Below are 15252 nucleotides of genomic sequence, written 5' to 3'. Positions count from 1 at the left end.
CGAGGGTCAGGAGCAGCAGGGGTCAGGGGCGGCGGGACCGGCGGCGCACGGCGTGCACGAGGGCGCCGGCCGCCAGGACCGCCGCCCCGGCCACCAGCGACCCGGCGGGGACGGAGAACGCCAGCGCCAGGCACCCGGCGAACCCGACGACGGGCACGACCCGCGGCGGCCGGCCCTCGTCGGGGCGCAGCGTCCAGGCGCTGGCGTTGGTGACGGCGTAGTAGACGAGCACCGCGAACGACGAGAACCCGATGACGGCGCGCACGTCGGCGACCGCCGCGACGACGGCCACGACGGCCCCCACGGCCAGCTCCGCGCGGTGCGGCACCCCGAACCGGGGGTGCACGGCGGCCAGGGCGGACGGCAGGTGCCCGTCGCGGGCCATCGCCAGCGTCGTGCGGGAGATCCCGAGGATCACCCCCAGCAGGGCGCCGAGCGCCGCGACCGCGGCGGCCACCCGCACCACCGGCACCCACGGCCCGTGCCCGGCCGCGGTGACCGCGTCGGCCAGCGGCGCGCCGGAGGTGGCCAGGCCGCCGCCCAGGACGGTGAGGACCGCCGCCCCCACCGCGAGGTACACGAGCAGGGTGAGCCCCAGCGCGAGCGGCACGGCCACCCGCACGGTGCGCGCGGGGTCGCGGACCTCCTCGGCGAGCGTGGCGATCCGCGCGTACCCGGCGAAGGCGAAGAACAGCAGCCCCGCGGCCTGCAGGACCCCGCCCGCTCCCCCGCCGCCGGTCAGCGGCGCGGTCCCGGGCGCCCGCCCCGAGGTGAGGCAGACGGCGACGACCCCGGCCAGGACCAGCAGGACCAGCGCGACGACGGCCTTCGTCAGCTGCACCGAGCGCTGGACCCCGACGTAGTTCACGGCCGTCAACAGCACCACGGCGGCCACGGCGACGGCGTGGGCGTGCTCCGGCCAGGCGTACAGCCCGACGGTCAGCGCCATCGCCGCGGCCGAGGCGGTCTTGCCGACGACGAAGCCCCAGCCCGCCAGGTAGCCCCAGAACGGGCTCAGCCGTTCGCGGCCGTAGACGTAGGTGCCGCCGGAGGAGGGGTACCGCACGGCCAGCCGCGCCGAGGACGTGGCGTTGCAGAACGCGACGACGGCGGCGAGGCCCAGGCTGAGCAGGACGGCCGGGCCGGCCGCGGCGGCGGCGGGCGCGAAGACGGTGAACACCCCCGCCCCGACCATCGACCCGAGGCCGACGACGACCGCGTCGGACGTCCCCAGCCGCCGGGACAGCTCCCCGGTGCTCCCCGGCCCCTCCGGCACCACGCTCCCCGACCCCTCCCCGCCGCCCGACCCGTCACGGGTGCGTGACGGCGGCCAGCGAACCACAGGCCCGGGCCCGGCGCGGCGGCGCGCGGCACCGGACGCCCCCGCGGGCCGCCGGGTGCACAGGGAAGCCACACGCGGGTGCGCACATTGTCCGCCGCACCCGGCCGCCGATGCGCCAAGATGGCGTCCGTGCGCCGTCTCGACACCATCGATGCCCGGATCCTGCTCGCCCTGGACGAGGACCCGCGTGCGACCGTGCTCGGCCTGTCCCGCCGGCTCGGGCTGGCCCGCGGGACGGTGCAGGCCCACCTGGAGCGCCTGGAGTCCGACGGCGTGCTGCACCGCTTCTCCCGCCGGCTGGCGCCGGCCGCGCTGGGGTTCTCGGTGTCGGCGTTCGTGATGATCGAGATCCACCAGGGCCAGCAGGAGGACACGCTGCGCCGGCTGCGGGAGACCCCGGAGGTCCTGGAGGTGCACGGGATCACCGGTGACGGCGACCTGATGTGCCGCATCGTGGCCCGCGACGCCGACGACCTGTACCGGGTCGGGCAGGGCGTGCTGGCCATCCCCGGCGTCGTCCGGACCCGCACGTCGCTGGCGATGCGCGAGCTCGTCCCGTACCGGGTGGACCCGCTGCTGAGCGACCTCGCCGACTGACCGCCCGCGCGGGCGGGGCCGCCGGGTACGGCAGAATCGGCTCCGTGTTGCGCTGGCTGACCTCTGGTGAATCGCACGGCCCCGCGCTGGCGGGCATCCTCGAAGGGCTGCCCGCGGGCGTCGAGGTGGACAGCGCCCGGATCCGGCAGGCCCTGGCCCGCCGCCGCCTCGGGCACGGCCGCGGCGCGCGGATGAACTTCGAGCAGGACGAGCTGGAGGTCATCGGCGGCATCCGCCACGGCGTCACCCAGGGCGGGCCGGTCGCGCTGCGCATCGGCAACAGCGAGTGGCCCCGCTGGTCGGAGGTCATGGCCGCCGACCCGGCCGACGCCGAGGGCCGCCGCTACGACGAACCGGGCCGGATCCCGGCCCGCGGCCGCGGCGCCCCCCTGACCCGGCCGCGCCCGGGGCACGCCGACCTGACCGGCATGCAGAAGTACGGCTTCACCGACGCCCGCCCCGTCCTGGAGCGCGCCTCGGCGCGCGAGACCGCCACCCGCGTCGCCCTCGGCGAGGTCGCCCGCGCGTTCCTGGCCCAGACCGTCGGGGCCGAGGTCCTCTCGCACGTCGTCTCCATCGGCACCCAGGCCGTCGCCGAGGGCACCGTGCCGGGCCGCGGCGCGCGGGACGCCGTCGACGCCGACCCGGTCCGCTGCGCCGACCCCGAGGCCAGCGCCCGCATGGTCGCCGAGATCGACCAGGCCCACACCGAGGGCGACACCCTCGGCGGGGTCGTCGAGGTCGTCGTCCACGACCTGCCGCCGGGCCTGGGGTCCTACGTGCACTGGGACCGCAAGCTCGACGCGCGCCTGGCCGCCGCCCTCATGGGCGTGCAGGCCATCAAGGGCGTCGAGGTCGGCGACGGCTTCGAGACCGCCCGCCGCCGCGGGTCGGCCGCCCACGACGAGATCGAGCGCGTCGAGGACGGCGGGGACGGCGGGGACGGGTTCACCGTCCGCCGCCGCACCGACCGCGCCGGCGGGATCGAGGGCGGCATGACCAACGGCGAGGTCCTGCGCGTGCGGGCGGCGATGAAACCCATCTCCACGGTCCCGCGCGCCCTCGACACCGTCGACACCGCGTCCGGCGGTGCGGCGCAGGCGATCGCGCAGCGGTCGGACGTGTGCGCGGTGCCGGCGGCCGGGGTCGTCGCCGAGGCCATGGTGGCCCTCGTGCTGGCCGACGCGGTCCTGGAGAAGTTCGGCGGCGACAACGTCGAGCAGGTCCGGGCGAACGTGCGGTCCTACCTGGAGAACCTCACCGTGAAGGTCGCCGAGACCCCCTGACCGGCGCGCAGCGGCCCCCGGGTCACCCGGGGTCGTGCCGGGTCACTGCAGGGCGGCGGTCAGGCGCATCACGTTGTCGAGGTACCGCTGGTGCAGCGGCCGCCGCCCCCACTCGGCCAGGGTCAGTTCCCGCGACCGGTAGCGGTAGTCGTCGACGACGGCGTCGAGGTCGGCGACGAACCGCGGTTCGAGGCCGAGCAGGGAGACCTCGTAGTCGAGGTTGAAGGACCGGATGTCCATGTTGCTGGACCCGATGACCGCGAACCGGCCGTCCACGACGAGCAGCTTGCTGTGCAGGACCAGCGGCTCGGGCAGCATGTGGATCCGCACCCCGGCCCGCAGCAGCGAGCCGTAGTAGGACCGCTGCGCGTGGTGGACCATGAACTGGTCGGCCCGCTCGGACACGAACAGCTCGACCTGCACCCCGCGGTACGCCGCGGTCGTGATGGCCTGCTCCAGCCCCTCGTCGGGGACGAAGTAAGGGCTGACGATCGAGACCCGCACCGTCGCGGAGTGCAGCAGCCCGGTGAACAGCCGCAGGTTCGGCTCGGTGGGGAAACCCGGGCCGGAGGGGACGACCTGGAACGCCCCCGGGGAACCGCCCGGGCCCGCCTCCAGCGCGGGGATCGACACCTCCCCCACGACCTCGCCGGTCTCGGCGTACCAGTCGGTCTCGAACACCGCCTCCAGCGTCTGCACGACCGCCCCGGTGAGCTCGACGTTGAGGTCGACCCAGCGCCGGCCGCGCCGGGTGTGCCGGCGCTTCAGGTACCCGGGGTCGATGAGGTTCTGCGACCCGCAGAAACCCACCCGGCGGTCGACGACGACGAGCTTGCGGTGGTTGCGCAGGTCCGGCCGCCGCCACCGGCGGCGCAGCGGGTCGATGGGCATCATGCGGTGCCACTCGACGCCGTCGGCGGTGAGCCGCTCGTTCATCCGCGCGTGCCCGGGGTACCCGCGGGCCCCGAGGTGGTCGTACAGGAAGCGCACCTTCACCCCGCGGGCGACGGCCCGGGCCAGGGCGTCGAAGAACGGTTCGGTCGTGGGGTCCAGGGCGGCGATGTAGAACTCGACGTGCACGGTGCGGACGGCGGAGTCGACGGCGTCGACGAGCGCGGCGACGAACCGCCCGTCGGGCAGCAGCCGGCGGTGCTCGCCCAGGACGCACGGCAGCGACGTCAGCCGCCGGTTCAGCGTCAGCAGCGACGCGAGGTGGTCGTCGGCGACGAGGCCCTCGGGGACCGCCGGCAGGTGCAGGACGCCCTCGGCGATGGCGAGGTTCGCCTGCTGCTGCACGCGGTGGCGGCGGCCGGCGACGAACGGGCTGCCGAGCAGCAGGAACGCGGGGACCCCCACGACGGGCAGGAACAGGATGAGCAGCAGCCACGCCGAGGACGAGCCGGGGCGGCGGTCCTCGGGCACCACGCCGATCGCGACGATCTTCACGGCGTAGTCGACGACGGCGAGGAACGCACCGGCGATCAGGATCCAGTCCATCAGGTGACCGGCCGGGACCTGCTGCGCGGCAGCAGGAAGCGTCGCCCCATCGTCGACAGCAGGGCCCGCAGGCGGTCGTCGGCGATTCCCCGGCAGGACTCGTCGCCGATCGGCCCGACGAGCCCGGACAGGAAGAACACGACCGCGACCCGGCGCTCGTCGTCCGCGTCCGGGCCGGCCAGGAGGTCCTTCATGCGGTCCCCGAGCTCGCGCAGGCGCGGGTAGTTCTCGTGCAGGTGGGCGATGACCGGGTCGACGGCCGCCACGACGTAGAGCCGGCGCACGTCGACGATGACGTCCACGAGACCGTCGATGAGCGTCTCGACCTGCGCCCGCCGCCCCCGCCGCGCCGAGGCGGCGTCCAGGACCTCGAAGGCCCGGTCGATGAACGGGGCGACGACCCCGACGACCAGTTCGTCCTTGGTGCGGTAGTGGTAGTAGACGGCGGCCTTGGTGACGCCCATCTCGTCGGCGATCATCTGCAGCGACGTGCCGCTGACGCCGTGCTCGACGAAGAGCCGGACCGCGGCCTCGTGCAGCCGCTGCCGCCCGGGACCGGCCGGCCGCGCCTCCTCGACCGTCGTCATGGGTCTCCTCGCTCGCGGTGTCCTCGCACTCTAACCCGGCGCTACGACTTCCGACGGACCTCAGGGCCGGCTACAACTAGCCGATCGACTAGTGCCGAACCGTTGGCAGGCGCTCCCCGCCGGGGTACCTTCGACGAGCCGGCAGCACGCCCGGCGCCCACCCAGAACGTCGCCACCGGTGCCGACGGACCCCACGGCCCCCCACCGCGAAGGAGCCCGCCCCGATGGCCACCCTGCTCTACCGACTCGGGAGGTTCAGCGCCCGCCGGCACTGGCTGGTGCTGTCCGTCTGGGCGCTGCTGCTCGCCGTCCTCGGCGGCCTCGCCGTCGGCCTGGAACGCACCGCCGCGCAGGACACCAGCTTCTCCATCCCCGGCACCCAGGCCAGCGACGGCCTGGAACTGCTGGCGGAGAAGTTCTCCGCCGGGGCGAACGACGCCACCGCCACCGTCGTGTTCCAGGCCCCCGAGGGCCAGACGCTGACGGGGGGCAACGCGACCGCCGTGCAGGACGTCCTCGCGCGGGTCCGGGGCGTGGACGGCATCGCCTCGGTCAGCGACCCGTTCGCCCCGCAGATGCCGATGGTGTCGCAGGACCAGCGCATCGCCGCGGCCACCGCCACCTTCGACGGCGGGATCGGGGACGTCACCACCGAGCAGCTCGACGCCCTCGCCGAGGCCACCGCCGACGGCGGGCCGGTCCGGGTCGAGGTCAGCTCGCAGGCCCAGACCACCGAGGCCGGCCACGTCAGCGAGGCCATCGGCGTCGCGGTCGCGTTCCTCGTCCTGATCCTCACCTACGGCAGCCTCGCCGCCGCCGGCGCGAACCTGCTGACCGCCGGCCTCGGCGTCGGCGCCGGCGCCCTGGGCATCCTGGCCCTCGGCAAGGTCGTGTCGCTGTCGACGACCACGCCCGCCCTGGCCGGGATGCTCGGCCTGGCCGTCGGCATCGACTACGCCCTGTTCGTCTTCGCCCGCGCCCGCACCGAGCTGCGCCGCGGCGAGGACCTCGACGCGGCCATCGCCAAGGCCACCGGCACCGCCGGGACCGCCGTCGTGTTCGCCGGGACCACCGTCGTCATCGCGCTCGTGGGCCTGGCCGTCGTGGACATCCCGTTCCTGACCCAGATGGGCCTGGGCGCGGCCGCCACCGTCGCCGTCGCCGTGCTCGTGGCGCTCACCGCGGTGCCCGCGTTCCTGAAGGTGCTGGGCCTGCGGGTGCTGCCCAAGGGGGAGCGGCACCGCGACCGGGCCGGGCTGCGCGCCGTGGCCGACAGCGACGACCACGCCACCGTCGACCTCGCCGGGAAGGGCCCGCTGGGCCGCTGGGCGCGCGCCGTCACCGCGCGCCCCGTCGTCGCGCTGCTCCTGGCGATCGTCGCCGTCGGCGTCGTGGCCATCCCCGTCGCCTCGATGCGGACCGCGCTGCCGTCGGCCGAGAACGCCGACCCCGCGACGTCCCAGCGCCAGGCGTACGACCTGCTCGTGGAGGGGTTCGGCCCCGGCTCGCAGTCCACCCTCGTCGTCCTGGTCGACGGCCCGGACTCCGCGGCCGTCGCCGGCGAGGTCGCCACGACGGTCCAGGGCCTGCCCGACGTCGTGGCCGTCACCCCCGCCGTGCCCGCCCCGGACGGCAGCGCGCAGCTCATCACGGTCGTCCCGGGCTCGGGCCCGACCGACGAGGCGACGTCGGACCTGGTGCGGGCCATCCGCTCGGCCACCGACGGCACCACCGGCGCCGAGGTCTACGTCACCGGCCAGACCGCGCTCGACATCGACGTCACCGACTCCCTGAACGACGCGCTGCCGGTGTACATCGCGCTCATCGTGGTCCTGGCGCTGCTCCTGCTGATCATGCTGTTCCGCTCGCTGGCGGTGCCGCTGCTGGCGACGGTCGGGTTCCTGCTGTCGCTGGGCGCCTCGCTGGGCTCGGTCGTCGCGATCTACCAGTGGGGGTGGCTCTCGGACGTCTTCCAGGTCGCCCAGCCCGGGCCGCTGCTGAGCTTCATGCCGGTGCTGGTGGTCGGCATCCTGTTCGGCCTCGCGATGGACTACCAGATGTTCCTCGTCTCGGCGATCCACGAGCAGCACGCCCACGGCCGCCGGCCCGTCGACGCGATCCTGTCGGGGTTCCGCCGCTCGGCGCCCGTGGTCGTCGCGGCGGCGCTCATCATGTCCGGCGTCTTCATCGGGTTCGCCACCAGCGGTGACCAGATCATCGGCTCGATCGGCACGGCGCTGACCGTCGGGGTCCTCGCCGACGCGCTCGTGGTGCGGATGGTCATCATGCCCGCGGCGCTGACCCTGCTGGGGGACGCCGCCTGGTGGATGCCCCGCTGGATGCAGCGCCTCGTGCCGAACGTCGACGCCGAGGGCCGCGGCCTGGAGGCGGTGCTCGCCCGCGAGGCGGGCGGCGAGCAGGCGGGCGGCGGCGAAGCGGGCGGCGAGCAGGCGGTCCCCGCCCAGCGCGCCGAGCGCCGCCAGGACCCCGAGCGGGCGCTGGACGCGCCGCCGCACGGGGTCAGCGCCCAGCAGCGCGTCGACCGGCTGCTGGCCGACCTGCGCCTGGGGATCGTCGGGCTCGTCACCGACCCGGCGGGCGGCGCGCTGCCCGGCGCGGTCCTGACCGTCACCGACCACGCCGGGCGGCAGGTCGCCCGCACCAGCTCCGACGGCGCCGGGGCCTACGGCCTGCCGCTGGAGGCCGGGGGGACGTTCGTGCTCATCGTGGCCGCCGCCGACTCCCGGCCCGTCGCGCACCTCGTGGCCGTCTCGGACCACCCCGTGCGGCACGACGTGCGACTGGTGGGCAGCTCCGCGCTGCAAGGGACGCTGCGCAGCGGGACCGACCCCGTGGGCGGGGCCGTCCTGACGCTGCTGGACGTGCAGGGGGCGGTGGTCGCCACCACCCGGACCGACGGCGCGGGCCGGTACCGCTTCGGCGACCTGGTCGCCGGGTCGTACGTGCTGAGCGTGCTGTCGCAGTCGTACCGGCCGGTCGCGCAGAACCTCGACGTCGGCCACGGCGACGTCGAGCTCGACGTCGACCTCAGCCGCGGCGGCCGGCTCGTGGGGACCGTCAGCGCCGCCTCCGACGGCAGCGCCGTGCCCGAGGCGTCGGTGACGCTCGCGGACGAGGGCGGGACGGTCGTCGACGCGGCCACCACCGACCGCGACGGGGCCTTCGCCTTCGACGACCTGTCCACCGGCCGGTACACGCTGACGGCGGCGGGGTACTCCCCCGTCGCGACCGGTGTCGACGTCCCCGAGGGCGGTCACCGCGAGGTCGAGGTGCGGCTGGGCGGGGCCGTGCGCCGCGACCCCGACGAGGAACCCTCGCGCTCCTGACCCGCGGGGCCCGGGACCGACGCCACCGTCGGTCCCGGGCCCACCGCGGCCGGCGGCGGGAGCGGGTCAGGCCGGGCGCACCATCGTCCGGTGCGGGATGCCGTCCTCGGAGAACTCCTCACCGCGGGGGGTGAAACCGAACCGCGCGTACCAGCCGGTGAGGTGGGCCTGCGCGTCGAGCACGACCTCCGAGCCCGCCAGCAGTTCCAGCGCCCGGCCCATCAGCACCGCCGCGACCCCGGCCCCGCGGAACTCCCGCGCCGTGGCGACGCGGCCGATCCGGCCGCGGCCGTCGGGGTCGCGCAGCACCCGCAGCGTCGCCACCGGGACGCCACCGGACTCGGCCCACACGTGCACGCACGACGGTTCGGTGTCCCGGCCGTCGAGCTCGGGGTACGCGCACTCCTGCTCCACCACGAACACGTCCACCCGCAGCCGCAGCAGCGCGTAGAGCGTCGCGGGCGGGAGGTCGGCCAGGGCCGCCTCCCGCACCACGGTCGTCGTCACGGGCCGCTCAGCCCAGCAGGTCGTGCCGGACGACGGTCTGCTCGCGGTCCGGGCCGACGCCGACGGCGGAGATCCGCGCCCCCGACATCGCCTCCAGCGCCTCGACGTACGCCTGGGCGTTCTTGGGCAGGTCGGCCGTCGTGCGGGCCCCGGAGATGTCCTCGGTCCAGCCGTCGAAGAACTCGTACACCGGCTTGGCGTGGTGGAAGTCCGTCTGCGACATGGGGATCTCGTCGTGCCGGACGCCGTCGACGTCGTAGGCGACGCACACCGGGATGCGTTCCCAGCCGGTGAGGGTGTCGAGCTTGGTGAGCACGAAGTCGGTGACCCCGTTGATGCGGGCGGCGTAGCGGGAGATCACCGCGTCGTACCAGCCGGTGCGGCGGGGACGGCCGGTCGTGGTGCCGAACTCACCGCCGTCCTGGCGCAGCTTCTCGCCGTCGGCGTCGAGGAGCTCGGTCGGGAACGGGCCCTCGCCCACGCGGGTCGTGTACGCCTTCACGACGGCGACGATCCGGTCCACGCGGTTCGGCGGGATCCCCGCGCCCGTGCAGGCCCCGGCGGCCGTCGCGGACGAGGACGTCACGAACGGGTAGGTGCCGTGGTCGATGTCGAGCATCGTCGCCTGCCCGCCCTCGAACAGCACGATCTCGTCGCGGTCGAGCGCGCGGGACAGTTCCAGGGACACGTCGGTCACCATGGGGCGCAGGCGGTCGGCGTAGGACAGCAGCGTCGTGACGGTCTCGTCGACCGACACCGCGCGGCGGTTGTAGTGCTTGACCAGCAGGTGGTTCTTCTGGTCGAGGGCGCCCTCGACCTTCTGCCGCAGGATCGACTCGTCGAACAGGTCCTGGATCCGGATCCCGACGCGGTTGATCTTGTCCGCGTAGGACGGGCCCACCCCGCGGCCGGTCGTGCCGATCTTGCGCTTGCCCAGGAACCGCTCGGTGACCTGGTCCAGCACGCGGTGGTACGGGGCGATGACGTGCGCGGACGCGGACACCAGGAGCTTGGAGCAGTCGACCCCGCGGGCCGTCATCGCGTCGATCTCCTCGAACAGCACGCTGAGGTCGACGACGACCCCGTTGCCGATGACCGGGGTGACCCCGGGGGTGAGGATGCCGCTGGGCAGCAGGTGCAGGGCGTACTTCTCGTCGCCGACGACGACGGTGTGGCCGGCGTTGTTCCCGCCGTTGAACTTCACCACGTAGTCCACGCGTGCGCCGAGGGCGTCGGTGGCCTTGCCCTTGCCCTCGTCCCCCCACTGGGCGCCGACGAGCACGATCGCGGGCATGAGATCCCCTGCTTCCTGGTGACTTGCGGTGACGGTCCGGGTGCTGCTGGCGCCGCGGGCCACGCACCCGCAAAACGCTCCGGCACGCGGGGGCGGTCGCCGCAGACCACCGGGGAGCTTACCGGCTCACGGCTGCCCCGGGTTCAGCGCGCGAACCGCCCGAGCAGCTCCCGGCCCAGCGCCGTGCCCGACTCCCACGCCGTCTGCACCCGCGAGCGCTGCCCCCACGCGTCGCCGCACACCCCGATGCCGGTCTCCTCGTCCCACCCGAAGGCGTCGTCGGCGTGCTGGCGCAGCGGCTGCGCCAGCGACCAGCGGTGCGCCCGCGCCCACTGCGCCTGCGGGGTCGGGGCGGACGTCAGCACCGGCCCCAGCGCCGCGAGGACCTCCGGGACGACCTCGACCGGCGCGTCGAGGTGGTCGGCCGAGCGGTCCGGGCCGACGTGCGCGACCAGGACGGGTGCCCCGTCGCCGCGGCGCGAGCCGTCGTCGGCCAGGAAGACGAGCAGGTCGGAGTCGTTGACGAACGCGGCCTTCACGTCGGGCCACCACCGCTGCTCCCAGGCCGCGTACACGGCGATGCACGGCCGCCAGTTCCAGCGCGCCGAGACGTCCAGGCGGGTGGCGACCATCCGCGGCAGCAGGTCCGCGGCCTGCGGGTCCGGCATGGCCAGGACGACCGCGGGGGTGGGGCGGCCGTCGACCGCGGGCCCCTCGGGGCCGGCGGAGACCGCGTCGACCTCGATCCCGGTCACGACGTCCAGCGGCGCCCGCCCCGGCGGGGCGGCCAGGTCGTCCAGCAGGGTCCGCAGCCCGCCGGGGGTGCCCCAGCGGACCGGCCCCTGCGACGTCCCCGCCAGGTGCCCGTCGCGGACGACCGCGAACGTGTCCGTCCACGGCCGGGCCAGGCCGCGCTGCTCCCAGTCGGCGACCACGTCGGCGAACCCGCCGGTCCCCGACGCCGTGAAGTAGGACGCCCCCAGGTCGGCGACGCGGGTCCCCGCGCTCGTCTCGACCCGGCGGCCGCTCATGCGACCCCCGATGCGCCGGCCGCGGTCCAGGACGCGGACGGGGACCCCGGCGTCGGCCAGCACCCGGGCGCAGGCCAGCCCGGAGATCCCGGCGCCCACGACCAGGACCGGCCGCTCGGGGGTCGGGGTCGTCACGGCAGCAGCTCGCGCGCCGCGACGGGGTCGCAGTCGTTGAGGAAGGTGGTGCAACGCACCGCCTCCTCCGTCTCGCCGATGGCCTGCGCGGCCCGCTGCAGGACGGCCAGCGCCCGCAGGAACCCGCGGTTGGGCTCGTGGGACCACGGCACCGGGCCGTGCCCGCGCCACCCGGCGCGGCGCAGCGCGTCGAGCCCGCGGTGATAGCCGGTGCGCGCGAAGGCGTAGGCGGTGATCGTGCGGCCCTCCTCCAGCGCCCCCTCGGCCAGCAGGGCCCAGGGCAGCGACGCCGCGGGGTGCGCGGCGGCGACGGCGTCGGGGTCGGTGCCGGCGGCGAGCGCGGCGTCGACCGCGGCGTCGGCGGGCAGGTGGGTGGGCGGGGGCCCGCCCAGCAGGTTCGTCCCGGTGGTCACGGGTGCTCCTCTCGGTGGCCGGTCAGCGGCCGGTCAGTGGCTGATCTCGACCCAGACGATCTTGCCCCGGCGGGTGCGGGTGCTGCCCCACCGCCCCAGCGAGGCGACCAGGCGCATGCCGTGCCCGCCCGCGCCGTCGGGCCGGGCCTCCACGACCCGGGGTTCCTCCGGGCTGTCGTCCTCGACCTCGATGCGCAGCTGCCCCTCGAGGTCGAACAGCCGCAGGCCGACGGTCCCCCAGCCGTGCAGGACGGCGTTCGCGACGAGCTCGGACACCACGATCTCGGCCTTCGGGCCGCAGTCCAGGCCCCACACGGCGCACGCGCGCAGCGTGGCGTGCCGGGCCTTGCCGATGGAGGACGGCTCGGACGGCAGCTGCCAGCGGCGGCGGCGCGGGGTGTCGGCCGTGGGCAGCGGGTCGCCGCCGAGCTCGGACTCCTCCGGCACCCGGACCACGACGATGGCGGTGTCGTCCTCGGGGGTCTCGCCGAGCCCGGCGAGCAGCTCCTCCCCGATGCCGGCGGCGTCGCGGGCCCGGGACGTGGCGAGGACCTCCACGAGGACCTCCAGGCCGTCGCGCATGGGCCGCGAGCGGGTCTCGATGAGGCCGTCGGTGTAGAGGACGAGGACGTCGCCGGGCGACAGCGCGCGCTCGCGGGTCGGGCGGGGGCGCTCACCGAGGCCGACGAGGGTGCCGGTGGCCTCGCTGAGCACCTCCACGTGCGCGCCGCGCCGCAGCAGCGGCGGCAGGTGCCCGGCGCTGGACCAGGCCATCTCCCACTCGCCGTCCTCCAGGCGCTGCAGGGTGGCGAACACCAGCGAGGCCATCCGGCCGATGCCCATGCCGCCGGCGAGCTGGTCCACGCGCATGAGCACGCTGCCGGGGTCGTCGAACTCGTGGGCGGCGGTGCGCACGACGGAGCGGATCTGGCCCATCGCCGCGGCGGCCTCGACGTCGTGGCCCACGACGTCGCCGACGACGACGCCGGCGACCTGCCCGCCGTGGGCGGCGGGTGGCAGGACGTCGAACCAGTCGCCACCGACCTGGGCGTGGTCGGCGTTGGAGGCGTAGAACGTCCAGACGTCGAGGCCGTCGATGCCCTCCAGACCCGTCGAGTCGGGCAACATGCTGCGTTGCAACGTCTCTGCCAAGGCGTGCTCCCGTGCGTGCAGTCGTGCGTTCTCCATGAGCAGTCCCGTCCGGCGGGCGGCGCCCGCGATGACGGCCCGGTCCTGCGCCCTCAGCCCCGCGGGGTGCGGGCGGACCAGCAGGACGCCCAGGACGCCCTCCCGTCCTCGCAACGCCACGGACAGCGCCGGAGTGCCCGCGGGGTCGTGGTCGGGGCCGCTGAGCTCCCGCAGCCAGTGCGTGACCGACCCCGGCGGGGCCGCGGGGCCGTCCAGCGCCAGCAGCTCCCCGGGCCCGGTGTCGAGCACGGGGTCCGGCCCGCTCCGCTGGCGCGGCAGCGGCAGCCGCCGGCCGACGAGCTCGTGCAGGTGGCGGCCGTGGGCGGCGGCCACCTGCAGCTCCCGCGGGCCGCCGCCGGGGCGCTCGTGGACCTGCGCGACGAGCGCGGCGGCGACGAGCTGGTCGCCCAGGACGCGCACGACGGCGCGCAGGGCCTCGCCGGGGTCGTCGCCGCCGAGGTCGCCGAGGCCGTCGCCGAGGGCGTCCAGGCGGGTCAGGGCGTCCAGGCGGGCGCCGGCGGTGCCGTCCAGGGCGGTGCGGCGGGTGACGTCGCTGTGCCGGGACAGCACGTGGGACACCGCCCCGGTCCGGTCCCGCAGCGGCACGGCGCTGACCTGGTGCAGGAAGTCGGGGCCGTCGGCGCGGTGGTCCAGGACGGTCGCGGTGGCGGGCAGCCCGCGGTCGAGGTCGTGCCGCAGCGCGGTCAGGACCTGGTCGTCGGCGCTGCGCAGCAGGTCGGTGAAGGGCCGCCCGAGGACCTCGGCGACGGGGGTGCCGGTGGTGCGGGCGTACCCGCCGTCGGCCCAGTCGACGACGAGGCCGCCGTCGCGGACCGCCGACAGCGCCACCCCGGGCCCGGCGGCCACGACGGCTCCCGCGCCGGGCCCGCCGGGGTGCTCCACCCCGGAGGCGACACCGGCGAGGACGACGAGCAGCTCGTCGCGCCCGGGCACGCGGTCAGCGGTCAGCCACAGGTCGCCGGGCAGCAGCTCCCCGGCGACCGTCCCCCCGGCCGCGACCCGCTCCCAGGCCGGGGCGGGCGGCAGCGCGGCCCGGGCGCGGAAGGCGTCGAGGTCGGCGGGCAGCGGGTCGGTGGCCCCCAGCCCCGCCCGCGCGCGGCCGGCGTCGTCCACGGCCAGCACGGCGCCGGCGGGCCGGCCGGGGGTGGAGCGCAGGAGCAGCGCGGCGGCGGGCTCGCGCAGGGCGAGCGCCTGCAGAGTGCGGCCGGGCATCGGGACGGGGCTCCTCGGGGTCGCGGGCGGCCGAGGCGGCCGCCGCTGGTCGCGGGGGCGCCGACCTGCGGGGGTCGGCGCGGTCCCGGCGTGGCTAGCATGCAGGGGGGTCCACCGGACCGCGCGTCGAGGGTGGCGCCGGTGCGGCGGCCCACCCGTGCGGAACGAGGCCGTGCGGGACGGACATCCGCTGCCGGTGGGAGCCGGGCGCGGTGATGCAGCGCACGTACTGCGGAGGATCCATGACGAACGACGCCACACCGCCGGGCGAGGCGCCCCGGGTGCCGCAGGTGCGCTCGGTGGACCCGGGCTCGGTGCACGTCCTGTACGAACCGCGGGCCACCCGCGTCGTGCTCACCGGGGAGATCGACGCCGAGCTCGGACCGGACCTGCTGGAGGCCGCCGAGGACGCGCTCAGCTCGGGGCGCCCGCTGCAGGTCGACGCCCACCACGTCACCTTCATGGACTCGACGGGCCTGGCGTTCCTGGCCCGGCTGGCCTCGCGCTCCAAGGCGCACCGGGTGACGCTCATCCGGCCGCCGGCGGTCGTGAAGTTCCTCATCGAGACGACGAACATCGTGCAGCTGCTCGACGTCGTCGACGAGGAACCGGGCCTGGCCAGCGCGGCCGGCACCACCGAGGACGACGGGCCGCAGCCGGCCTGACCCGCCGGGGTCCCTCCCCGGGGGGGGGGGGGGGGGGGGGGGGGGGGGGGGGGGGGGGGGGGGGGGGGGGGGGGGGGGGGGGGGGGGGGGGGGGGGGGGGGGGGGGGGGGGGGGGGGGGGGGGGGGGGGG

At 76.1% G+C, this 15252-nt stretch carries 12 protein-coding genes; 4 read left to right on the top strand and 8 right to left on the bottom strand.

Annotated elements, in window-relative coordinates:
* Positions 1-22 precede the first annotated feature (22 nt).
* On the bottom strand, positions 23-1276 hold the full coding sequence (locus ACRYM6_RS17885) for an APC family permease (RefSeq protein ID WP_432544234.1): 1254 nt from the start codon (positions 1274-1276) through the stop codon (positions 23-25).
* A 186-nt stretch (positions 1277-1462) separates the two neighbouring features.
* Between ACRYM6_RS17885 and ACRYM6_RS17880 the strand changes: the two genes are divergently transcribed.
* Together ACRYM6_RS17880 and aroC are read left to right on the top strand one after the other, a co-directional pair.
* Positions 1463-1939, top strand: a complete 477-nt coding sequence (locus tag ACRYM6_RS17880; RefSeq protein ID WP_432544233.1) for an Lrp/AsnC family transcriptional regulator — start codon at positions 1463-1465, stop codon at positions 1937-1939.
* 44 nt (positions 1940-1983) lie between these two features.
* A complete protein-coding gene (gene aroC, locus ACRYM6_RS17875; protein ID WP_432544232.1) occupies positions 1984-3225 on the top strand; it encodes a chorismate synthase in 1242 nt (413 codons plus the stop codon).
* A 42-nt stretch (positions 3226-3267) separates the two neighbouring features.
* On the opposite strand, the gene ACRYM6_RS17870 is transcribed toward aroC, so the two are convergent.
* Both ACRYM6_RS17870 and ACRYM6_RS17865 read right to left on the bottom strand, forming a co-directional pair.
* On the bottom strand, positions 3268-4722 hold the full coding sequence (locus tag ACRYM6_RS17870; RefSeq protein ID WP_432544231.1) for a phospholipase D-like domain-containing protein: 1455 nt from the start codon (positions 4720-4722) through the stop codon (positions 3268-3270).
* Positions 4722-5309: a TetR/AcrR family transcriptional regulator gene (locus tag ACRYM6_RS17865; RefSeq protein ID WP_432544230.1), complete on the bottom strand. Its 588-nt coding sequence runs from the start codon at positions 5307-5309 to the stop codon at positions 4722-4724. The genes ACRYM6_RS17870 and ACRYM6_RS17865 overlap by 1 nt, the downstream gene beginning before the upstream one ends.
* Before the next feature lie 224 nt (positions 5310-5533).
* On the opposite strand from ACRYM6_RS17865, the gene ACRYM6_RS17860 reads away from it, so the two are divergent.
* Positions 5534-8656, top strand: coding sequence for an MMPL family transporter (locus tag ACRYM6_RS17860; RefSeq protein ID WP_432544229.1), 3123 nt, complete (start codon positions 5534-5536; stop codon positions 8654-8656).
* A gap of 66 nt (positions 8657-8722) precedes the next feature.
* On the opposite strand, the gene ACRYM6_RS17855 is transcribed toward ACRYM6_RS17860, so the two are convergent.
* From ACRYM6_RS17855 to ACRYM6_RS17835, 5 genes are all read right to left on the bottom strand, one after another.
* Complete coding sequence (locus ACRYM6_RS17855; RefSeq protein ID WP_432544228.1) at positions 8723-9163, bottom strand: GNAT family N-acetyltransferase; 441 nt, start codon at positions 9161-9163, stop codon at positions 8723-8725.
* Positions 9164-9170: 7 nt separating this feature from the next.
* Positions 9171-10457 carry an adenylosuccinate synthase gene (locus ACRYM6_RS17850; protein WP_432544227.1) on the bottom strand — a complete coding sequence of 429 codons (1287 nt, stop codon included), beginning with the start codon at positions 10455-10457 and terminating at the stop codon, positions 9171-9173.
* A 143-nt stretch (positions 10458-10600) separates the two neighbouring features.
* On the bottom strand, positions 10601-11623 hold the full coding sequence (locus tag ACRYM6_RS17845; RefSeq protein WP_432544226.1) for an NAD(P)/FAD-dependent oxidoreductase: 1023 nt from the start codon (positions 11621-11623) through the stop codon (positions 10601-10603).
* Positions 11620-12036, bottom strand: a complete 417-nt coding sequence (locus ACRYM6_RS17840) for a DUF3151 domain-containing protein (protein WP_432544225.1) — start codon at positions 12034-12036, stop codon at positions 11620-11622. Before ACRYM6_RS17840 ends, ACRYM6_RS17845 begins: the two co-directional genes overlap by 4 nt.
* A 33-nt stretch (positions 12037-12069) precedes the next feature.
* On the bottom strand, positions 12070-14457 hold the full coding sequence (locus ACRYM6_RS17835; RefSeq protein WP_432544224.1) for an ATP-binding SpoIIE family protein phosphatase: 2388 nt from the start codon (positions 14455-14457) through the stop codon (positions 12070-12072).
* 242 nt (positions 14458-14699) lie between these two features.
* Here ACRYM6_RS17835 and ACRYM6_RS17830 point away from each other — a divergent pair, with 242 nt between their 5' ends.
* Positions 14700-15122: an STAS domain-containing protein gene (locus ACRYM6_RS17830; RefSeq protein WP_432544223.1), complete on the top strand. Its 423-nt coding sequence runs from the start codon at positions 14700-14702 to the stop codon at positions 15120-15122.
* Positions 15123-15252: the final 130 nt, after the last annotated feature.

The sequence above is a fragment of the Kineococcus rugosus genome (assembly GCF_050871975.1).
Lineage (GTDB): Bacteria > Actinomycetota > Actinomycetes > Actinomycetales > Kineococcaceae > Kineococcus.
This window is presented reverse-complemented; position numbering and strand designations above follow the sequence as displayed.

Excerpts from the sequence above, each read along its gene's own strand:
- ACRYM6_RS17880 (WP_432544233.1), top strand. The coding sequence starts at position 1,463 with ATGGCGTCCGTGCGCCGTCTCGACACCATCGATGCCCGGATCCTGCTC.
- ACRYM6_RS17870 (WP_432544231.1), bottom strand. The coding sequence starts at position 4,722 with ATGGACTGGATCCTGATCGCCGGTGCGTTCCTCGCCGTCGTCGACTAC.
- ACRYM6_RS17865 (WP_432544230.1), bottom strand. The coding sequence starts at position 5,309 with ATGACGACGGTCGAGGAGGCGCGGCCGGCCGGTCCCGGGCGGCAGCGG.
- ACRYM6_RS17860 (WP_432544229.1), top strand. The coding sequence starts at position 5,534 with ATGGCCACCCTGCTCTACCGACTCGGGAGGTTCAGCGCCCGCCGGCAC.
- ACRYM6_RS17850 (WP_432544227.1), bottom strand. The coding sequence starts at position 10,457 with ATGCCCGCGATCGTGCTCGTCGGCGCCCAGTGGGGGGACGAGGGCAAG.
- ACRYM6_RS17835 (WP_432544224.1), bottom strand. The coding sequence starts at position 14,457 with ATGCCCGGCCGCACTCTGCAGGCGCTCGCCCTGCGCGAGCCCGCCGCC.
- ACRYM6_RS17830 (WP_432544223.1), top strand. The coding sequence starts at position 14,700 with ATGACGAACGACGCCACACCGCCGGGCGAGGCGCCCCGGGTGCCGCAG.